General features: G+C 40.6%; 18 protein-coding genes, 1 tRNA gene, 1 pseudogene and 1 riboswitch. Of the genes and pseudogenes, 9 read left to right on the top strand and 11 right to left on the bottom strand.

Going from position 1 to position 19,992, the window contains the following annotated elements; translation table 11 throughout:
- Positions 1–79 precede the first annotated feature (79 nt).
- The 4 genes from cobG to H6G97_RS15685 all read right to left on the bottom strand — a co-directional run bounded on the left by cobG (position 80) and on the right by H6G97_RS15685 (position 4,951).
- Positions 80–1,666, bottom strand: coding sequence for a precorrin-3B synthase (gene cobG, locus H6G97_RS15670; RefSeq protein ID WP_190941675.1), 1,587 nt, complete (start codon positions 1,664–1,666; stop codon positions 80–82).
- Positions 1,653–1,735, bottom strand: a riboswitch (adenosylcobalamin-variant (AdoCbl-variant) riboswitch). It overlaps the preceding gene by 14 nt.
- A gap of 499 nt (positions 1,736–2,234) precedes the next feature.
- Positions 2,235–2,720 carry a molybdenum cofactor biosynthesis protein MoaE gene (locus H6G97_RS15675; RefSeq protein ID WP_190941676.1) on the bottom strand — a complete coding sequence of 162 codons (486 nt, stop codon included), beginning with the start codon at positions 2,718–2,720 and terminating at the stop codon, positions 2,235–2,237.
- A gap of 540 nt (positions 2,721–3,260) precedes the next feature.
- Complete coding sequence (locus H6G97_RS15680) at positions 3,261–3,677, bottom strand: KTSC domain-containing protein (RefSeq protein WP_190941677.1); 417 nt, start codon at positions 3,675–3,677, stop codon at positions 3,261–3,263.
- 308 nt (positions 3,678–3,985) lie between these two features.
- The gene (locus tag H6G97_RS15685; RefSeq protein WP_190941678.1) at positions 3,986–4,951 is read right to left on the bottom strand and encodes a class I SAM-dependent methyltransferase; all 966 of its coding nucleotides are present in this window, start codon (positions 4,949–4,951) and stop codon (positions 3,986–3,988) included.
- Positions 4,952–5,378: 427 nt separating this feature from the next.
- Between H6G97_RS15685 and H6G97_RS15690 the strand changes: the two genes are divergently transcribed.
- The gene (locus tag H6G97_RS15690; RefSeq protein WP_190941679.1) at positions 5,379–6,359 is read left to right on the top strand and encodes an aldo/keto reductase; all 981 of its coding nucleotides are present in this window, start codon (positions 5,379–5,381) and stop codon (positions 6,357–6,359) included.
- A 370-nt stretch (positions 6,360–6,729) separates the two neighbouring features.
- On the opposite strand, the gene H6G97_RS15695 is transcribed toward H6G97_RS15690, so the two are convergent.
- A complete protein-coding gene (locus H6G97_RS15695; RefSeq protein ID WP_190941680.1) occupies positions 6,730–7,125 on the bottom strand; it encodes a hypothetical protein in 396 nt (131 codons plus the stop codon).
- Positions 7,126–7,791: 666 nt separating this feature from the next.
- Between H6G97_RS15695 and H6G97_RS15700 the strand changes: the two genes are divergently transcribed.
- Both H6G97_RS15700 and H6G97_RS15705 read left to right on the top strand, forming a co-directional pair.
- Positions 7,792–8,046: a type II toxin-antitoxin system ParD family antitoxin gene (locus H6G97_RS15700; protein ID WP_190941681.1), complete on the top strand. Its 255-nt coding sequence runs from the start codon at positions 7,792–7,794 to the stop codon at positions 8,044–8,046.
- A gap of 17 nt (positions 8,047–8,063) precedes the next feature.
- On the top strand, positions 8,064–8,363 hold the full coding sequence (locus H6G97_RS15705; RefSeq protein ID WP_338421724.1) for a type II toxin-antitoxin system RelE/ParE family toxin: 300 nt from the start codon (positions 8,064–8,066) through the stop codon (positions 8,361–8,363).
- Between the two features lie 105 nt (positions 8,364–8,468).
- On the opposite strand, the gene H6G97_RS15710 is transcribed toward H6G97_RS15705, so the two are convergent.
- Positions 8,469–9,215: a Uma2 family endonuclease gene (locus H6G97_RS15710; protein ID WP_190941682.1), complete on the bottom strand. Its 747-nt coding sequence runs from the start codon at positions 9,213–9,215 to the stop codon at positions 8,469–8,471.
- Between the two features lie 64 nt (positions 9,216–9,279).
- Positions 9,280–10,506, bottom strand: a complete 1,227-nt coding sequence (locus H6G97_RS15715) for a tetratricopeptide repeat protein (RefSeq protein WP_190941683.1) — start codon at positions 10,504–10,506, stop codon at positions 9,280–9,282.
- A gap of 212 nt (positions 10,507–10,718) precedes the next feature.
- Between H6G97_RS15715 and H6G97_RS15720 the strand changes: the two genes are divergently transcribed.
- Both H6G97_RS15720 and H6G97_RS15725 read left to right on the top strand, forming a co-directional pair.
- The gene (locus H6G97_RS15720) at positions 10,719–11,309 is read left to right on the top strand and encodes a chromophore lyase CpcT/CpeT (RefSeq protein WP_190941684.1); all 591 of its coding nucleotides are present in this window, start codon (positions 10,719–10,721) and stop codon (positions 11,307–11,309) included.
- Positions 11,310–11,548: 239 nt separating this feature from the next.
- Positions 11,549–11,619 (top strand) — tRNA-Cys (locus H6G97_RS15725).
- A gap of 862 nt (positions 11,620–12,481) precedes the next feature.
- Here the strand turns inward: H6G97_RS15725 and cas12k are convergent.
- Positions 12,482–14,392 (bottom strand): type V CRISPR-associated protein Cas12k, encoded by a 1,911-nt coding sequence (cas12k, locus tag H6G97_RS15730; RefSeq protein WP_190941685.1) that lies wholly within the window; start codon positions 14,390–14,392, stop codon positions 12,482–12,484.
- A gap of 70 nt (positions 14,393–14,462) precedes the next feature.
- Between cas12k and H6G97_RS15735 the strand changes: the two genes are divergently transcribed.
- Positions 14,463–14,900, top strand: coding sequence for a MerR family transcriptional regulator (locus H6G97_RS15735; RefSeq protein WP_190941686.1), 438 nt, complete (start codon positions 14,463–14,465; stop codon positions 14,898–14,900).
- Between the two features lie 149 nt (positions 14,901–15,049).
- Here H6G97_RS15735 and H6G97_RS15740 read toward each other — a convergent pair whose 3' ends face one another.
- Positions 15,050–15,304, bottom strand: coding sequence for a helix-turn-helix domain-containing protein (locus tag H6G97_RS15740; RefSeq protein WP_190941687.1), 255 nt, complete (start codon positions 15,302–15,304; stop codon positions 15,050–15,052).
- Positions 15,305–15,406: 102 nt separating this feature from the next.
- Between H6G97_RS15740 and H6G97_RS15745 the strand changes: the two genes are divergently transcribed.
- From H6G97_RS15745 to H6G97_RS51230, 3 genes and pseudogenes are all read left to right on the top strand, one after another.
- Positions 15,407–16,342, top strand: coding sequence for a pentapeptide repeat-containing protein (locus tag H6G97_RS15745; RefSeq protein WP_190941688.1), 936 nt, complete (start codon positions 15,407–15,409; stop codon positions 16,340–16,342).
- Between the two features lie 613 nt (positions 16,343–16,955).
- Positions 16,956–17,579, top strand: a complete 624-nt coding sequence (locus H6G97_RS15750) for a type I restriction-modification system subunit M N-terminal domain-containing protein (RefSeq protein WP_190941689.1) — start codon at positions 16,956–16,958, stop codon at positions 17,577–17,579.
- Positions 17,569–18,576 (top strand): annotated as a pseudogene (locus H6G97_RS51230) (restriction endonuclease subunit S); the annotation flags it as partial. The gene H6G97_RS15750 and the pseudogene H6G97_RS51230, both read left to right, overlap by 11 nt.
- A 22-nt stretch (positions 18,577–18,598) precedes the next feature.
- On the opposite strand, the gene H6G97_RS52465 reads toward H6G97_RS51230, so the two are convergent.
- Positions 18,599–19,318: a TniB family NTP-binding protein gene (locus H6G97_RS52465; protein ID WP_242054942.1), complete on the bottom strand. Its 720-nt coding sequence runs from the start codon at positions 19,316–19,318 to the stop codon at positions 18,599–18,601.
- 114 nt (positions 19,319–19,432) lie between these two features.
- Positions 19,433–19,834: a hypothetical protein gene (locus H6G97_RS15765; RefSeq protein WP_242054943.1), complete on the bottom strand. Its 402-nt coding sequence runs from the start codon at positions 19,832–19,834 to the stop codon at positions 19,433–19,435.
- Positions 19,835–19,992 lie beyond the last annotated feature (158 nt).

The following is a 19,992-nucleotide window of genomic DNA, read 5'->3' on the forward strand; positions in this document are numbered from 1 at the left end:
AGGCGCAGAGAACACAGAGGAAGAGAAGCAGATTTCTAAGTATTTATTAAAGGATTTATGCAAAATACCTCTCAAACTCTTATTTCTCCGTGTTCTCTGTGCCTCTGTGGTTCAATTTTTCTGCATATCGATTAGCAAATTCCCCAAAGGACTCATTAGAATTTAAACGTTGAATTTTATATACATATAGCATCCGCTCTATTAATGCCGATAGCTCGGCAAAAGTTACATTTTGATATAGTTCACGTCCGAATTTCTCCTTGCTGTCACCAACATAAACGTGATAGCCCTCCACAGTTCCATTGTCGGCCTCAATGCTGACACCGAGCAGAGTAATATCACTCTTGCTATGCTGGGCGCAGGATTTTTCGCAGCCGCTAAAGTGGATATTAACAGGGCAATCCAGAGGAACACGAGTTTCAAGATACTTTGCTAATGCCAAGGCATGACTTTTGGTATCCGTGGCAGAAGAGGCGCAACCTTTTTTTCCAGAACAGGCAACTAATGCACTCTTGATGTTGGTTGCTGAAGAATCTAATCCTAAGAAAGCAATTTCAGTTTGGACATCAGCAACCCATTGCTGAGGAATATCTGTTATCAGCAAATTTTGCCAGGGGGTTAACCGAAGAGTGCCGCTACCGTATTTCGTTGCTAAATCTGCTAAACCCCGCATCTGGTTACTCTCCAACCGTCCAAGGGGTAAGACGACACCAATGTAAAATAAGCCTTTCTGACGTTGGGGATGGATGCCAATATGCTGATACTTAGCATCTGACCGCTCCCCCAACCCCTCTCTTAGAAGGAGAGGGGAGAATTCCCCCCCCTTCCCTAATAGGGAAGGGGGTTGGGGGGTTAGGTCACTGCATAAAAGAGAAAAAGGTAGACGCTGCTGAACTTCTTGGAGATAATTTTCACAACCTAAAGTATTCAATAACTCTAATAGACGTAGCCGACGCTTACTTGTAGTATTACTATGAGCTAGATAGACCTCTGCCAAAGCTGCCAAGACGGGCAAACATTTTTCTGGTGGTAACAAAATTCCCATATCGCTGGGCGGTTGACCCTTTGCACCGACACTGAGATAGAGGCGGAAATAAATATTACCGTCAAATGATACAGCAGCAAATAGGATATCATTCAAGCGATCGCACACCCGAATTATCCCACCACCATCAAAGCAAACGCTAAATTTTGCCGACAGTCCCGAAAGCACCGGATGTGCAGCAATATAATCATCCCAATTTTGGACAAAAGGGCGGGTATCGATTAATTCTAGCGGGTCGATACCAGCAGTTGGACTGGTCATAATATTACGGATGTGGTCTACAACGCTATTGCAAGAACCCAATCCCATATCTTGTAAGTACTTCAGAACCTCAGCATTTATCCCCGTGCGGATTTCGCGGACTTGTAGATTAGCTCGATTAGTCACATCTACATAGCCGCCACCGTGCTGTTCTGCTATATCTGCGATCGCACGGCACTGCTGACTACTAATAATTCCACCTGGTATTCTAATGCGAGATAATATACCATCGGCGGCGGGTGTAGCATAAAACAAGCCAGGACAAGTGGCAAATTCAGAGAGCAAACTTGGAACTCCTTCCCCGTGCAACGCAGGGAGTAGACGGTGAGTGTGTCTTGAGGACATCTTGAGAGTTGGCATTCTGACTTGGGTAATCCCATCACAGCTGCGGCACAGTCCCGGAATTTCACCGAAGTTTCCCAACCCCAAGCTTTAGTAATCTAGCACGAGATTGATATAAGTTTCTTTAAATCAAGCCCAAGAAAACCGATTCAATTTTTCCTCTTCTCCTTGAAGCTAAACTTTATTCTTAGTCTAGTAGTCTACCAAAGGAACTATGCTAGATATCCACAAACTTGACAAAACGAAAAAACTTTTCCACCTTCACGCAGCAATTTTGGGTTGGTAGAGTACTAGAGCATCTGAAAACTTATACCGTTTCTTTGTGAAGTTGCGCCAAATCTCTTAATTTCTTATTTCTTCTCTTCGAGACGCTTCTCTACGAGAGGTTTCGCCAACGCGAAGGCGTAACTTGGCGCTCTTGGCGGTAGCCTGCGGCAAGCCGCTGACGCTCCTTCTCTGCGAGACGCTACGCGAACGCTAATGCGTCTACGTTCTTGATTTCTTGCAGCATAAGCGCATCTTCATACAGAATTGGTATTAGCTTGCTTTAGACAAAACACGAGCGTAGGCAATTGTCTCTGGAATCTTAACAATTTTCTTTTGATGTTTCACAAGCACCAATACTCACCCAACTGCTAGAACCATCTTCCCAATGCTCTTTTTTCCATATAGGGGCATTGTGTTTGAGCGTATCAATAGCATATTGGCAAGCTTCAAACGCCTCACGCCGATGAGGACAACCCACAGCGACTAAAACGCTAATTTCCCCAACTTGCAAACGTCCAATGCGATGATAAATCGCTACTCTATTCACATCAGACATAGATAAGCGAATATCAGCAGCGATTTGATAAAATATCCGCAATGCCATTGGTTCATAAGCTTGATACTCTAGAGCAATTACAGGTTTACCATCGGTTTTATTGCGAACCATGCCACTCATTACAACTACAGCACCATTGGCTGGATCATCCGACTTTGTGTAGATTTCTTCAAGAGATAATGGTGCAAAGGTAATGCTAAAACTATCTTCGGCTCTTGGTTTAACAGCAGATGCAAGTGTAGTCGTCATAACTGGGTAGATATTATGTAGGCTTTGTCTATTGTCTCTGAACAAAGGATTGCTGGACTATGTTTAATTGATTTTGTTAATACTTTTGAGCAAACATACAGCCTATTTCAGGTAAATGAAGTACATGGGTAGGGGCACAACATGTTGTGCCCCTACGATGATTACCTGTACCTTACCAAGTTGCAATCTGCTGAAATCCGCTATTGCCGATTATTGCTGTTTAGAGTGTTCCAAAAAATAAATGATCCAAAACCCGTCATTGCGAGCGAAGCAATCCCAGCCCTTGTCATTGCTTCGCTTCGCTCGCAATGACAATCGAGCATTTTTTTACTTGGAGTACTCTTAGTGGACTGGTAACAAATGAGCAAGTACCAATTGAACAAACGGCAGAGTATACAGCCTTTTTACCTAAACCCTATACAACGCAAGAATTATTGAAAACCCTAGACTTCTTGGATAAGTCGGGAAAAGATTGTGTATTATCCCCTTCCCCTTTAACCTTTACCCTTTTCCCCCTCTTGCACTATATGCAGCTATTACTCAATCTGCATTATCTAAACGATCGCAATCATATCTACCTTTAATCTCTTGATTGAAAAAGCTGCCTATTGAGTCAGAAGAATGTAAATCTTCCCAAGTATCCTCGTCTACGCCTAAATACTGATAAACAGATCCACTTTGAAATTCAACTTGCAAAATGTGTTCGTTGCGATCATAGCCTACAGCCATAGCCATTGAGGAGATAACTGGTAGCATGACAATTGGTTCTGCTTCAAAAGGCAATGCAGTCGTTTCGGCGATTACCTCGTTCAGTTCTTGCAATCCTTTGTAAGCTTGTATTGGCGCTGGAATTTCCAAAAACTCCAGTTCATTGCCTCGATCTAGCAACAACTGCAAATATCCGTCAGAGTGAGCGATCGCTACTAAACTGCTCAAGTCTACCTTAGATAGCTTCATTTCTTTTCTGCTCTTTTGTTGGCGTAGTCGGGAGTGTTAAAGTTTTATACAACACTTGATAGTTTTATAGTACAAATATACTGTAAAAGCATTTCGCCGTCAAGTTTTTTCACGAAGCGAGATTTTGCGGTAGATAAGACTTCTTGCAGAAGTGGGGAAAAGGGGAAGGTGGGGCCCTGTCTAGGGATAAGGGGCGGGGGTAAAGGGATGGAATTTTCCCTTTCCCTTTTACCTTTAACCTTTTCCCAACATCTTGGCATTTGTTACTTTTGCAAGATGTCTATAAACGAATACTGCTATTGTTAAAGCTAATCGTACTTAATACGTTTGCTTCTAGCGATCGCCTGTACTAACATTTTTGGCAGCCAAAAAAGATAAGAATATACTTGTTTTGCCTGACTATAAAGCGAGAACAGCTTTGCTTCACTCAATAAAGTATATGGGCGAACTGCTCTGAGAATTTCTCCAAACTTATCTTTATTCACGGTTTGAATTGAACCGCTAACAGGATAATCTTTTAAATGTGGAGGTAAGCGCCAGTCAATATTAGCATCAGGCTGATGTATTACAGGCTCAACATTTCCTCGCCATGCAACTCCCATAATTTGCATAGTATGGTACACCATTGTGTTCCATCCTTTCTCTTTTAAGTAGTCTAAGCCTTGACCGACATCGGGAGAAGCCAAATCATGAAATAAAATTAAAGCATCTGCTTCTGCAAGTTGTTCGCAGATAATTGTATCATTGAGCGGAGCAGGTGCTTCATGATTGCCATCTATAAATATCAATGACCATTTACGTTGAAATTTATTTGCAATTTCCTCTACTTTTTGAGGGCTAGATCCTGGTATTAAATTCACAGATTCTTTAACGCCTGCCCACTTCAACGAGTCTGTGACGCTTTCATTGAATAATTGTTCAGATAACATAGGATCGATTACATCTAGCTTTACTCCTCCCAGAGCTAAATGACAAGCTGACCAACCCATCCAGCAACCTATTTCTAAAGCTTTTTTACCACGAAATTTCAAGGCTGTATTGTATAAAATATGAGCTTCATCTCTGCTGACAAATCCTACACCCTGCTGTCGCTTATCCACGTACCAGTTATGAGTGATATCTCGCCGCAAGTATAACCAAAAGGAATCATATTTATTTCCCAAAATTATATTTGGGAAACACAAATCTGGTTGAATCGTGGAAAATCCTGGTGAAACATAATCCCCTTTTGGCAATAAATTTGCTTCAATCACTTTTACTGTTTTTTCATTCATAAATTACTCTCTAAGCGTTTAAAATGCAGTTTTTCACTCTCCCCTTGTATGCTATGGTGTACACACAAATCGTAAAATCTTTACCTTGTAAAATACAAGCCTTAGTAGGCAAGGTTCTGAGTTGAGCAAGCTTTTTCTCAATATTGTCAGCTTATTGATGTTATCGTAAGGTAAAATCAAGGATTTAAAAAATAATTTTCCGTTCTTTTCCTTGCAAAAGCCCCTTATTTTGGGGAATGCTGAGGGGATAAATGCAATTTTCTAATAAGATAAACCCAAAGAAAGCTGTAGGGGCGCAAGAACTTTGCGCCCCTAAAAATTGCATGAGTGCTTAAAGGTTCTCCGCATTGCCTGCTAATCATGGTACTCGCGCCTTAATACCTGCTATATGCCTGATAATTAATAAAGCAATTTACAGGGAGCAAAGATGCAGAGTCGCCAAAAACTTTTCCTCCCAATCATGGGCTGCGGCACTTGGGCCTGGGGCAACCAACTGCTGTGGGGATATAACGAAAGTATGGATGACCAGTTGCAAGCCGTTTTTGACCTTTGTGTGAGCAACGGTGTGACTTTATTTGATACAGGTGATTCTTACGGAACTGGGAGATTGAATGGTCGGAGTGAATTACTTTTGGGACGATTTAATCGACAATATGTCGGTTTAGGTAAAGAAAATATTTGTATTGCTACTAAGTTGGCTGCTTACCCGTGGAGATGGACACGCCAATCAATGGTTAATGCTTGCAAAGCATCTGCTCAACGGTTGGGAAAGAATGTAGATTTGGTACAGATGCATTGGTCTACAGCAAACTACGCTCTTTGGCAAGAAGAAGGGTTGTTAGATGGTCTTGCCGATGTCTATGAGCAAGGACTGGTAAAGGGAGTGGGACTATCCAATTATGGGCCGAAACGGCTTAAGCAAGTGCAGATAAAGTTTGCTGAACGAGGCGTTCCGATTAGTACTCTGCAAGTTCAATATTCTTTATCGTCTACATATCCTGTCACCCAACTAAAGCTCAAAGACTTTTGTGATGAGTTGGGAATTAAATTAATTGCCTACAGCCCGCTAGCTTTGGGACTACTGACAGGAAAATACTCTGAGCAAGGCCCTTGGCCTAAAGGCATCCGAGGTCTATTGTTTAGGCAGATATTACCAGGGATGCGATCGCTTTTGGGATGTTTGCAAGAGGTGGCACAGTTCAGAAATAAAACTATGTCACAGGTGGCAATTAATTGGTGCATCTGTAAAGGGACTATTCCCATCCCTGGAGCAAAGAGCGTTGAACAAGCGAGGGAGAATCTTGGTGCATTGGGTTGGCAATTAGACGCTGGTGAGATTGCAGAGTTGGACAAGGCGGCAGCAAATGCAGACAAAAAAATGGTGCAAAATATCTTTCAAACTAAGTGAAATTTTAACGTTGCTGAATTTAGTTGAAAAGTACTGTAAAACGAAGACTTTTGTAAGGGATTTCCAAGGAATAAATTATCCCAAAAAACGAACCACAGAGACAAGGCAGCGCGGTCTTGGGGTTTCCCCCATGAGCGACTGCCGCGCAGAGAACACAGAGAGAGGAGAGATTAAGAGGATTTTTGTGTCAGTTTTGGAATATTTTTTTATTTGGAAGTCCCTAATAACTTGAGTGATATCATGTCCGCTTAAATAATTGTCATTGCAAACGAAGTGAAGCAATCCCAAAAGCCTTGCGATTGCTTCGTTCCACTTCGTTGCACTCGCAATGACATATCACAAGTAATTTGCCTGACACGATATGATGAGACTATACGGTTTGGGTGTTATTAGTAGATACTTCTTCTGTACCAGTTTTTAAGCGGCTGACTAAGCTTCTGCGGACGCGAGTGCTTTTGCGAACACCACCCGCCATTTCATATTCATGACTATCTTTGCCGTATTTAAAGGCAACTCCCAGAAGCATTTTTTCTGTCAAGTCGCTCAAAGTTGTTTCCAACTCTCTCATCTCATTTTTGTAAGAGTCAATCACAGCCAGAGTAGTATTATAAGCTTCTATTTTGCTACGGTACTGCTGAATTACTTGTGTAATATTTTGCAAGCTGCGAGCATCGCCAAAATCCATACTCGGATCAATTGCTTTGAGTCCGGACATTCTCAATTCAGCTTTTTCTAGAGCGCGATATGTACGCTTTTGACGAGGCATAATTATGTTCTTTTTATTGTGTTCTAGAACTAGCTTGCCTTACTAAAGCTTAATTATGGTTGAGTAAAATCCACAAACTTGGTGTTTAATGTAACGATAGACTCAGCAATATCCACTAAAACTATGATGTTTGTAACGAAAATTGTAGTGGTGCTGACTAAACTTGTAACATTGTAACGAAAATTATGATGTTTGTAACAAAAATCGTAGCGGTGCTAACTAAACTCGTTATTTTATTAGCAAAATCGTAAGATTGTAACGAAAATTATGATGTTTGTAACAAAAATCGTAGTGGTGCTAACTAAACTCGTCATTTTAGTAACTTAAAGCGCGATGTTAGTGGCGATGTTTAGTAACGGCAACTAGTTTCAATTCAAAAAGCTTAGATATCACACGCAATATATAGAGAAAGTAATGCTGAACTCTGCAAAATCTGTAACGCTGAGTAAAATATGGGTTCTTTAAGTCAGTTACGGAATTTAGAACAAAAGCGGTGTGTTAATAAGTAAATAAGATACACATAGTCAAGGCAGGATATGATACTTGAAACTACGGAGATCGCTATTCTCTCATCAACCAAGGTGCGATCGTTAAACGTTTCCGCAAAGACAACGCCTAACAACCTTGATAAGATGGAAAAAATAGTTTAACCTCACTCCCAAGGTTATGAGTAACATTAATATTTCCTTGCCTGAGTCGATGAAAGCCTTTATTGAAGAACAAGTGGCTCAAAGTGGCTACGGTTCAGTTAGCGAATATCTGCAAGAATTAATTACTCAAGACCAAAAACGCAAGAAGCAAGAACATATAGAAGAACTTTTAATTGCAGGACTTGAAAGTGGAGAAGCAGTAGAAGTTAATGATGAATGGTGGCAGCAAAAACGCACACACTTGATTAACCAGATGCATCAAGAGAAATAATAACAAAGCGGATAGTCATTACACCCAAAGCCAGTTTAGATATTGATGAGTATTTTGCTTATATTGCCCAAGACAACCCCGACACGGCACTTTTATTTTTTGACTCTGTAAGAGAAACTTTTGCACAGTTAGCAAGAATGCGTGGAATGAGTAGCCGTTATCCTGTGGATAATCTTCGTTTACAAGGTTTACGTAAATGGGCTGTTAAAGGATTTAAAAAATATTTAATTTTTTACTTTGAGCGAGATGAAAGTATTGAAGTTGTCTGGATTCTCTATGCGGGGCAAGATATAGAAAAGATTTTAGAACAGGAGTGATATTGATTAGCGATCGCTTGTATGATTACTTTGGTTGAGCGATGTCTACGACGGGCTACGCCTAAGCTTTTCTCTCATCAATACAAATACTATATCTTCTGAGTTCTACGCTTCTATCTCAGATACATTCAAACCTATTAACCTAGCTACCTGTTCTACTGTCATTCCAGACTCAAGTAAATTGCGTGCAGTTTGTAATAACTGCGATTCTACTTTATCTGCCCTTTGGCGTTCCTTTTCTTCAGGAGTTGGCAGCAATTCTCCTGCCAAATTTGCCCAGCGTAACCAAGTAGCATCAATACCTTTATAACTTCCCTGCCACAACTGTAATGCTAACCCTAAAGATTGACTCACTAACTGATTTTGAGCATTGAATGCAATAGGTTGATAAGCTCCTTTTTCAATAGAAAAACCAGCCAAATCATTAGGGTTAAAAGGGTCATACCAGAAATATTCTGGCACACGCATTTGATTTTGATAAATCAGCTTTTTCTCATTTTTGTCTGCTTGGGCTGTGCTGTCAGAAAGCAACTCAATAACTACATCTGGTGCTTTCCCCTCTTCCCAAACTACCCAACTGCGACGTTCTCCTTTCGGGACTCCCAAGACAGCAAAAAAGTCTGGCCCTTTAAAGTCTTTGTTTCGCACCTGCGCCAGACTGTAATAAACGAACATATTACCGCCGATAAAACCATCTTCTCGTTCTTCCAACCAAGGTATCAAAGCATCTATCAGCAAATCCATCTGGGCTTTGTGTCGTGCGCTTTCCATCGGAATACCGTCATCGTCTGGTAATTCTGCTTGGGTGGGTGGGAGTTGAATATCTGGTGCAGCTAGGGTAGTTTCTGACATAGCTTTTCACCTTGTGGGTAGGCGTGACGGGTATTTTTATATTAAGCGATCGCAGAAATTACAGTTAATTTGCTTTCGACAGTTTTTCAATTTGTCCAGTAAAGTATGCTTCTTGATGTTTGAGTTGTTGCGCCAGTTGTAACCCTTTTTGAAAAGCTGTTAGTGCTTGAGGAAATTCTTTGCGTTCTAGATACAATTGCCCAATTTGGTCATAAGCTTCCATCATTCCGTAAAAGTTAGCAGCTTGCCCCTGTGTCTGCACAAGAATTTGGCTAGCCTGCAAAGCCTCGTCTGTTTGTCCTTGCGAACGATACAGCGCAATTAATTTCTGCAAAGCTTCACCAGCAGGAACAAACTCCTTTAATTGCCAAGCAGTAGTGTAAGCTTCTTGATAATTTTTAAACGCTTCTAGCAGTAAGTTAGGATCTTTCTTCGCTAGAGATTCGTAATCTGAAGCGATCGCTAGCTTTAATTCTGGTATTTTAGTAAGATCATTTGCATTGATGTAAATTTCTGCTAGTGTGCTAAGTACATTCAATGACTGCTGCGATTGGTTGGTCTGCTCGTAAATATAAGCCAGTCGTTGCAGATATGTAACCTCATTTACACCATCGCCAAAAGATGTAGCTAAACTCAACAATTCTTCGTAGATTGGCGCAGCTTTGCGATAATCAAACCAACTCAAATGCAGTTCTCCAATTGTTTTGAGGGTTTCTACTACTGCTGTTTGCTGTTTTTGTTCTCGCACCACTAACAAAACTTGGTTGTAAGCTTCTATGGCTAGTTTAGACGATCGCACATTTTTGTAAGCTTCACCTAGCGGTCGCCACAATTCTAGATCAATTGGGACAGTTTTTTTCTGAGATTGCGCCTGCTTTTGAATAGTTTGCAATCGTTCAGTAATATATTGTACTTCTTGTCCGTCGTTTTGCTGCCAAGCGATCGCGCCAACTCGTGATAATGCTTGCACCTCTCCTAATGAACCTAAAAAGCGCCGCAAACGCAATTCTCGATTCCAAATTTCAAACGCCGCTACCTGTTCACCTGCTTGCAGTTTCGCCGCCGCTTCTTGATTTAACGCATCCAACGCTGGTTCTAACTTTTGCTGTTCTTGGAGAGTTAACGGCTGTTTGTCGTTGGGCGAACGTGGTGACAGTGGATCGGGTGTGGTAATCTCTAGAGGATTGGGCGGAAATTTATCCGGTGGTTTGGGTTTGTTAGTCTGTGCCAGCGTTAAGGAACTACTAAAAAGTATAGTGGCAGTAGCGATCGCAATTAAGCGCCTGAGCATGGGTACTTTGCCTAGAATTAGTTACATAAGGTTATTCTACGATTCAACTAAAGCATCCTGATTTTCTCCTCCAGTTAGAGCATTCATCGTATATCTAATTTAAAAATTGCGTAGGCAAAGCCCACCAAAGGTATCGTAACCAGGATTTTTGAGTCTAGAAAGTGTCAAAATAATCCTAGATAATTTTTAAGCAATTAGTTAATCATCTTCTAATGACTCACTCTACTGATATCGCAACTCTAGCCCGTTGGATGGCAGCTGACTTTAGCAATCAAGAACAAGCCTTTGAAAATCCGCCTTTTTATGCCCATATCCGCGTGTGTATCCGTCCCCTTCCCTTAGAATTGTTCTCAGGCGTAAGTTTGTTTCTCGAACAAGCTTATGACTTTATGCTCAATCAACCTTACCGGATGCGGGTAATGAAGTTGATTCCGGCAGAAAACCACATTGCTATTGAACACTACACCGTTAAAGAAGAACAAAAATTTTACGGTGCATCTCGTCAACCCGAACGCCTCAAAGAGTTGTCTGTTGACCAATTGCAAAAAATGTCAGGTTGCAACATGATTGTAGAGTGGACAGGTAATAGCTTTAAAGGCAAAGTTGAACCTGGTAAAGGTTGCATAGTGGTTCGTGATGGCAAAAATACTTATCTAGATAACGAATTTGAAATTGACGCTAAAGAATTTTTCAGCCTCGACCGCGGAAGGGATTTAGACACCGATGAACATCTGTGGGGTTCTATCGCCGGGCCATTTCACTTTCTCCGTTGGGGCAATTTTGCCGATGAAGTGAAGGTGTAATAATTGAGGAGTGGGGAGTTATAACTCATAATTCAATCTGCCAAGAGTTGTTTGTGCTATATGTCAACCTGTGATTAGGATTTTCTAGCGATCGCCTAAATACTACCAGAAACATCCAGTTAACCCACTATCTCTACCTCAGAATCCTATGCTATCATGGTTTAACTAGCGTTCTATGGCTACAAAATGGTTACTAAGATACCTTAGAAACATCAAAGTAGTCCAGGGAATCTTGCTGTGGCGGCATAGCCAAGTGGTAAGGCAGAGGTCTGCAAAACCTCCACCCCCGGTTCAAATCCGGGTGCCGCCTTTTTGTACTGTACATTAACTAATTATTTGTCACTGTTAACAGATTGATGTCAATGTTAACAAATTAAATGTCACTGCTATATGTATGTGGCATTTTTTAATAGCAGACCTCTGCCTTACCTTTCAACCCACCATAAATAAATTCAGTAATGTTTGAACTGTTATATCCAAACATTATTTTTTAAGCTGATTTTGAGAACCAGCATTGAAATATTCCAATTCTTTCAACACGCCTCAAGCTAGGAGGGGCATTGAAACTCTTGAGGCTGAGAAAGGGTTTCAATAAAAGTTTCTTCTTTCAACCCGCCTCAAGCTAGGAGGGGCATTGAAACCTAAAGTTAAATTCCGCAATCTCTTTGTCTACAGCTTTCAACCCGCCTCAAGCTAGGAGGGGCATTGAAACTCCGCGCCTGAAACCCTTTATTTATTAAGTCTCCTAGAAGCACTTTTGACAGGACTACCAAAACCACTTGCTGGTTGACACTGAAAAAAGTAAATCAAGTGACAGCCCAAACTCTAGAAAGCATACGAACAAAGGGCTTTAAAGTTTTGGCAGGAGTACTAGGGAAATCGCCCCCGCTTTGCCATGCCAAAAAATAATTAAGGTGGGTTCCTCCTTGCTCGGAGGTGATTCAGTAGCCACCACTGCGGTAAACCCGCACCTCTATTACTGGGGGCGCACCTTATTCCTATCCACAAGGGACAGCAGCATCAAGGTGGGCAGCTACCAGGGTCAGAAAGCAAGACTGTTTAACAGCAGTCAAACTAACCCAAATTTACACAGCACAGAGGCTTATAACAAGCATGAACTGCGGCGCTGTTGAATTTTCTTATTTTATTATCAAGGTTCGGTGTTTTGTCAATCAGTTTATTTTGCGGGAATAGTAAACTGCGATCGCTAATTCTTTCGCCTTCTCTTGTGGACTACCTCGAATTGGCTGTTTTGACTCCTCTATCACAATTCCAGCTTTAACAGCCTTACTTTGGATGTTTGCCATCAACCTGCTGTAACTCCATTGATGAACGCTAACTCGGTACTGTTTGGCATATTTTTGTTGAACTTCTATTAAGTCTGATTTTTGTTCAGCTTTGGCTTGAATCTCAGTCTGAACTTGCTCTCGCATATTGTCCAACTTAGGTAGAACAATACTTCCAGCAGAGTAAGTTTGAGCGATCGCAATAATCTCTTTCGCTAGCAAGCTGTCTATATACTGACCTAACTCCGATTTTCCAAACTGATTTGGTACAGCAAGCATTTGAGCTATTTGGCGTTGGTGGAATAAGGAGTGCTTTTGCTGTCGCTGTCGATTTAGCAATTTGTAATTATCACCCAGTAGTTGTCTGATGCTGCGATACGTAATGACTTGACCTGTAGCGCCATCAACTACCGCTAGCATTGCAGGCTTTTCTAAGCCGAGGCTAACACCAACAAGAATATGAGATTGTCCTTTATATAAAGGTTTAGTGGGGCGAGGAAAAGGGTTATTAATTCTATCTAAGGTAGAGTTTTTCTGTTTTATATGGGCTTGCTGTTTTTCATTGAGGCCACCTTTGGCTTTTGCATTGGTGATAGTTTTAGCGATTTCTTTGGCTTTCTCTTCCCTTACTTGATTGGTTCCTTCAGCCGTCCATAGGCGGGTATCCACAGAACAGTAGAGGGTTAAGCGATTAATATTCCAAGGATCGCCTTTGCCTTCCTCTTCTTGCCAAGCAATACGCCCACTACGCAAGGTGAACAGGCTACTGGAGTGTTGGTTTTTGCTATTTTTCTTAATTTGTTGATCTTCTAGGAAGCGTTGAAACCAGTGAAGTTGGCGAGAATCACAATAGACTTGAAAGCTATACTCGCTCAAACCGTTGAACTTTACACAGATGCGTCCCAACTGGTTTTTAAACCAGGTCATATCTTCGTTGGTTTCGTAAGCTACCGGGAAAGGTAGTTTGCTAGATTGCCTTAAAAGGCTGTGTTGCCAAGATTTTGCCTCAGCTTCATTTTTTGGAACGTTATGAGTGGCAACGACAATAGTTTCTAACCATTTGGCAGCAGTTAAATCCCGACCTTTGGGAATTCGTGTTTCTAGCTGTTCTCTGAGGCGTCCAATCTGAATCTCAAGTTTACGGCGACGTTGAGCAAATTTTTTAGCGTCTTCCTCTTTTTCGTTAATTTTGCAACCATTTTTGAGCAAATAGCTGATGGCACAACGAGTCAAGTTATCTTCTGTATTGCTGTAAGCCCCAAATAAGTTCTTTGATAAACTGCGATCGCTATCTGAATTTTGATATTTTTTGTGTGTTTTAGCTTTTTTCCCATTCGTTGATTGAGTTTCAGCAGTATCAAGAGGAGTAAGTTGAGCCAAAACTTCAGCAGCTTTAGTGCGAAGACTATCTAAGTTGATGCCGCTGGCTTCTACCAATTCAACATCACTGTTAAGCATTTCCAACCAGCGTATTTTCCCTTCTAGTTGGAACTGCGATCGCTTCATCAACGCGAACCATGATTTATAGATGTAGTTAACCAATGTAGTTGCACTCGTGTAAAACCGTGCAGGCTGACCAATGAAGCGCGGGTCTGCTTTGAGCATTTCACACACTTGCTTAACTGTACTAATCGGGAATCTACCTTGATGCCGCCATGTCCCAAAGTCTGGATGTTCAGAAATATGAAGCAATAGTTCGTTAATTAGTGGCGTGTTTTTATCTGCCATTAACTGCCATAGCTGTTGGCGAGTATTGGCGTTGGCTACTAGACGACACTGAATTGTAATTTGGCTCATGCCACAGTTAAACAAATAAGTTCAATAAAAACATATATGTATAATAACTTGCTTCTGTAAGATAAATCTCATGCAGGAAGAATTTTTTACAAGCAAACAAGCTGCTGAGATTACAAACTGCACCCTCCGGCAGTTGCAGTATTGGCGAGAGAAAGAAGTAGTTGTCCCCGTGATTGGTGATACGGGAATTGGGCGAAGCATTTACTATTCGCGGTCTAACTTAATAGAACTGGCAGCAATGGCATATTGGCTGTCTATGGGGTTAAATTTTGACTTAGCCAGTCGAACCCTCAGACAGATCAAAGAACAAGAACCTGAGTTATTAAACTCAGGTCAAGGTGGGCGTTTTATGTTGTTGTGGAATTGGGAAATGCAATCGCTTGAGCTTGTAGAGTTTAACCGGGAACGGGCGATCTTAAACCTAAGTGATGGTCTACCAGTGATTCCTGTATGGCTTGACCTAATTTATAGTCGTGTGGAATCACGGCTATTAACTGGAGAAAATTAAGTCAACTGCTTTGACTTGTCAGACTTGACCAGAAATCCTGTGCCGTTAAGGATTACAAGAGACAAGCGATCTAAATGATTCACAAAATGATTAGGTGGTTGCCTTTTTGCATAAGTGAAATGAACTGAATATTTTTGACTAGATACTGATTACGTTACCTTTAAGTGATTTTCGTTTTCAGTCGTAAAGTCAACGAAATAGGTTAAGGGTTTTTTGTAAATCATCGCAAAGTCTGTTAACTCTACGTCTACTCTCCTCTCTCCTGATTCACACCTTGAAACATAGGACTGGGGCTGATTCAGCTTTTGTGCAACTTCTATTTGAGTTAGTCCAGCTTTAAGTCGCGCCTCGCGCAGGCGTGTGAGAAATGCTTTGTACCTAACCGAGTAGATTGAACCTCCCATGTTGGGAGGCTACAGCCGTTGCAAAAATATGCAAAATTAACATATTTATGTTACATAACTAATTACTGAAGGTTGGTGTGTTGTCTAAATAAAGGTTCTTCAATGCCACTACCAATGGATGCAGATGAATTTATGAGCGAGTTGTTAGATGGCAGAAAAAATTTCCGTGGAGAGAACTTATCAAAAGCTAATCTTCAAGGAGAAGATTTGAGAGGAGTCAATCTCTATGGTGCGAATTTGAAACGAGCTTGTCTTGTTAAAACAGATTTGCGTGGAGTTGACCTGCGTGAGGCTGATTTGAGTAACACCTATCTCTGCCAAACTAGATTAGAGAAGGCTAAATTACAAAATGCTTGTTTGGTTGCAGCGGATTTAAGCCTGGCGAGATTGCATCAAGCAAATTTAGATTCAGCGCATCTAAATAGTGCAATTCTATTTATTACTTTTTTAATAAAAGCGAACTTAAGTAATGCCGACCTCAGTTATACAATTCTTCGTGGGGCAGATTTGAGTAACGCCAAGCTAGCAGGTGCAAGCTTGAGAGGAGTTGACCTATCTCAGACAAAACTAGATGGAGTCAACCTGGAAGGAGTAGTGCTTGATGGAGCCAAAATGCCAGAGGTTTTACAGTCTCCTGACAAGGAGATCACCAATCAAGGGACTTTGTTCAATCCAAAATGGCGACTTTACACCTGGGAAGGACTGCGCTATCGCTCAAAATCTGAAATAGAAATTGCAAAAGCATTAGATCGCGCAGGAGTGCTGTTCATGCCAAATAGTCTAGCCCGGCTCAATTCACCAGAAGGTAGACGGAATCTAGAACCAGATTTTATAGTTTGCCACCAAGGTAAGTGGGGTATTCTCAAAGTTGACGGGCCTTGGCACACGCCTTCAAGACGAGTAGAGGAACAAGAACGAGAACGCTTGTTCCGATTTCATGGAATACGAGTGGTTGAACGTTTTGACTTTAAAAAGTGTGAGAAGCAGCCAAATGAAGTTGTGAAAGAATTTTTACAAATGATTGAGGGTATGTATTAGTTCATCGGGAAATGGATTGATATTAGTTTCAGGTAGCTGACTTCCCATAAATTATCTTTGGCAAAAGTTTAATTGTATGACTTTTAAGATGTGATCGCTCCGTGCATTATCTCTTTTAGATAAGCTTAAAGCTGTTATAGGAAAGAGTTAAACATTATATCCTTAATTGGCAATTATTTTTTAGATATATTTGACGATAAGCTTAATCATTATTAATTAGCTAATCGCTATTCAATTTTACATAGTAATTCGCTCTTAATAATTGATGAAATTCTATTTTTATATAAATTAAATGCTCATTAATGATAAATACTTTTATTTAAAGATAATATTATATTATTTTTTAAACTATATGTAAACTTGCTTGCCTGGATTTAATTTTTAAGAATATAATTTTTATTATCAAATAATAAAAATTATATTCTTAATATCATGTTCTAATTAAAAATTTAATACTATTTTGAGTTATATCTTAGCAAAAAAATGTTAGCAATATTGACTTTTTACCACTACGATGCTAACATAATTGCTAGAAATAATTAAATAAAATTATTTTTTTCGCGATAGTATTTGCTTTCGGAAATGGCATCTTCGGTATATTAAGTATGTATTTATGAGAAAAATAACACTACCTCAACTTGAACGCCATTTGTTTGCAGCAGCTGATATTTTGCGTGCAAAAATGGACGCTTCTGATTATAAAGAATATATTTTTGGAATGCTCTTTTTGAAACGTTGTTCTGATGTGTTTGATGAGCGATACGAGCAAATTATTAAAGAGAATATAGCTAAAGGACGCACTGAAGCAGAAGCAAAACAACGTGCTGAGTCACCTGCTTACTATGCTGATACTTTTTTTGGTGATGAGGAAAGTGAGGATGCAGAATTAGAGGATGAGGATAAATTAAGTGAGGCTGAGATTAAGAAACTTAAGCAAGAATTGACGCAAGTAAAGAAGATTTTGACTAGGCTTAAGGAAGAATTAGTTAAGCGTTTGGAGACTGCGAGACAGCAGTTGATTATGGAACAATGTCAGCGATTAGTGTTAGACATTGCTAAGAACAATTTAGAGAATCAATTAAATCGTTATGTTAATGCTCATCGTCAGCAGGTGATTGCTGCGCTTGAGAATTGGTGGGATAAGTATCGGGTGACGCTGCGAGATATTGAGGCGAAGAGAGATGAGGCTGCGAAGCGGTTAGATGAATTTTTGAAAGGGTTGGGATATGCCTACTAAAGAATGGATACAGACTACTTTAGGAGAAATACTTACGCTTGAATATGGGGTCAACTTACCAGAAGCGTCAAGAACGGGTGTAAGTTTTCCTGTGTATGGTTCTAATGGTATTGTTGGCAGACATCGTGATTATATTGTGGAATTTCCTAGCATTATAGTAGGTCGTAAAGGAACTGTTGGATCTGTTGTTTGGAGTCATGAACCATTTTGGCCGATTGATACGACTTACTATGTCAAGCTCAAGACTAATGTTAATTTACGATTTATTTTTTGGTACCTCAGTTATTTACCTCTCCGTAGTTTAGATAGTTCTACAGGTGTACCAGGAATTAACCGTAACGATGTTTATCGTCTTACTATTACAATTCCTTCTAATCCTGATGAACAGCGGCTTATCGCGAAAATTTTAGACACGCTAGATGAAACGATCGCACACACATCCTCGATTATCGCCAAACTCAAACAAATCAAGGCTGGACTGCTGCACGATTTGCTGACTCGCGGACTGGATGAAAATGGGGAATTGAGAGATGCGATCGCACATCCTAAACAGTTTCAAATTGAAAATTTAGCATCCATATGTCATCGAATTACTGATGGTTCGCACCAATCTGTCAAAACATCTGATATTGGTGTGCCATTTCTATACGTCTCATGTATAAGGGATGGACAGATACTTTGGGAACAGGCAGCAAAGATTTCTGAACAAACCTACACACAGATTTCAAAAGGACGAGAACCACTTCCTAGTGTTATTCTATACACAGCCGTTGGCTCTTATGGCTATGCTGCTTTAGTAAAAGAGGATTACCAGTTTAGTTTTCAACGGCACATAGCTTACATACTTCCTGATGCCGACAAGGTATCTCCTGAATACTTGGCTTGGTGGTTAAATAATCCAGAGTGCCGGAGGTATGCCGATATAGTCGCATTAGGAAATGCCCAAAAAACGATAACACTGGGAGAACTGTCTAAATTTCCTGTGCCATTACCAAAGTATGAAGAACAAAAACGTATTGCTACTGTTCTTGAAACTCATGATAATCGTAATCAACTTTCTGCAATCCTTTCTTTAATGCCCGAATTGCTGACTCTCGTAAAATCGTATCTATCAAACCCATATAACCACCTGTTGCTTCACCCAAAGTCTTCAGCATGGTTTTAGCAGAAAGATTAGAAGCCACTGGTAACTGCAAAATCATCTTTTCCCAAATCTCAACTGTCCGCTTAAACTCTTCTCCTGATAACTTACCAAAACGATGGCAGGAGCGAAAACGGTTGTAAACTTGCTCATCCCTTTTAATCACTGCGTCTAAGCGATCAGTTCCTACCAAAATCACTGCTATTTCTAACTTGTCAAAAATATCCCGCACTTCAGTAAAAGTCTTAGGTTTCAAGCGGTCAGCTTCATCAATGATAAGCATCTCAACCCCGCAACCTTTAAGAACCCGAAATGTGCGTTCTCTAATCTCAGCTACAGTTCCCTTACTCATCTGATACTTTAAATGCTTAAGAATCTCATTGAACAAACCCTTAGCAGTGCAATCTGAGGGGATGTCTTCGAGAAAAGCAACCGGTACTAATGGTGGTTTTCCTACTTCTTGCTTGGGTCTATGCCGCAGTCTGTAGGCATTACAACCCATTGTTTTACCTGTTCTGGACTCTCCTACAACACGACCAGACTGACGTGCTTGACGCTTTCCTTCCAGCCAATTATTAAGAATTTTAACTTGCTCCAAAAGGATACAATCCTTCCCGTTCAATCTTTGAATTTCTGCTTGTAATTTTTCATCATTTACCGGAATGTCACCTAATCGCTGGGCAACTGTTTAGGCTTGTTTTGAAGTCATTTTCTACCACCCGTAATCTTCACGCATTTGTTCATAATCGAAAACTTCTGGCATATCAAGCTGTAGCTCATCTTCAACAGATAATATGTCTATTTCTTCTAGTTCCTTTTGCAATGGCTGTTCAACTTTTTGAACTACAGCCTGTTCTGCTTTGTGACGTTCCTTCTTGGTTTTCTTTCGGGTTACAAAAGTGTCGCGATCGCGCACTTCTGCCAAAATGGAGCGATTACTGATGGTCTTTCCCATCTCCCTAATCTTGCGACTACTAGCTTTTGCCTCATCTAAAGACAATTGCTCAGTTTCCAAATCTTGAGCAAATGCCCTAGCGAGAAACTCTTCTTTATTACCCTCCTGGTGGTAAACCAAAACAGTTGTAATGTCTTTAGGGTCAAATCGTAGTATCACGTTTTCCCCTGCATAACCTGCCAAGCTGAAGGGGTGACAAAGGGACTAAAGCCGAGGAAATATAAGAGTGTGACCGTTTTGGGGTAAAAAAAGATAGGTCAGGTATTCTCAACAAGACCTATCAAATGATAATGTTACCTAAATTCTACCAAAACTGC

This window comes from Nostoc flagelliforme FACHB-838 (assembly GCF_014698065.1).
In the GTDB taxonomy this organism is placed as follows: Bacteria; Cyanobacteriota; Cyanobacteriia; order Cyanobacteriales; family Nostocaceae; genus Nostoc; species Nostoc flagelliforme_B.

Coding starts and splice junctions, on each gene's coding strand:
- H6G97_RS15695 (WP_190941680.1), bottom strand. CDS start 7,125: ATGCCTCGTCAAAAGCGTACATATCGCGCTCTAGAAAAAGCTGAATTG.
- H6G97_RS15675 (WP_190941676.1), bottom strand. CDS start 2,720: ATGACGACTACACTTGCATCTGCTGTTAAACCAAGAGCCGAAGATAGT.
- H6G97_RS15680 (WP_190941677.1), bottom strand. CDS start 3,677: ATGAAGCTATCTAAGGTAGACTTGAGCAGTTTAGTAGCGATCGCTCAC.
- cas12k (WP_190941685.1), bottom strand. CDS start 14,392: ATGAGCCAAATTACAATTCAGTGTCGTCTAGTAGCCAACGCCAATACT.
- H6G97_RS15700 (WP_190941681.1), top strand. CDS start 7,792: ATGAGTAACATTAATATTTCCTTGCCTGAGTCGATGAAAGCCTTTATT.
- H6G97_RS15685 (WP_190941678.1), bottom strand. CDS start 4,951: ATGAATGAAAAAACAGTAAAAGTGATTGAAGCAAATTTATTGCCAAAA.
- H6G97_RS15750 (WP_190941689.1), top strand. CDS start 16,956: ATGAGAAAAATAACACTACCTCAACTTGAACGCCATTTGTTTGCAGCA.
- H6G97_RS15715 (WP_190941683.1), bottom strand. CDS start 10,506: ATGCTCAGGCGCTTAATTGCGATCGCTACTGCCACTATACTTTTTAGT.
- cobG (WP_190941675.1), bottom strand. CDS start 1,666: ATGCCAACTCTCAAGATGTCCTCAAGACACACTCACCGTCTACTCCCT.
- H6G97_RS15745 (WP_190941688.1), top strand. CDS start 15,407: ATGCCACTACCAATGGATGCAGATGAATTTATGAGCGAGTTGTTAGAT.
- H6G97_RS15720 (WP_190941684.1), top strand. CDS start 10,719: ATGACTCACTCTACTGATATCGCAACTCTAGCCCGTTGGATGGCAGCT.
- H6G97_RS15710 (WP_190941682.1), bottom strand. CDS start 9,215: ATGTCAGAAACTACCCTAGCTGCACCAGATATTCAACTCCCACCCACC.
- H6G97_RS15735 (WP_190941686.1), top strand. CDS start 14,463: ATGCAGGAAGAATTTTTTACAAGCAAACAAGCTGCTGAGATTACAAAC.
- H6G97_RS15740 (WP_190941687.1), bottom strand. CDS start 15,304: ATGGGAGGTTCAATCTACTCGGTTAGGTACAAAGCATTTCTCACACGC.
- H6G97_RS15690 (WP_190941679.1), top strand. CDS start 5,379: ATGCAGAGTCGCCAAAAACTTTTCCTCCCAATCATGGGCTGCGGCACT.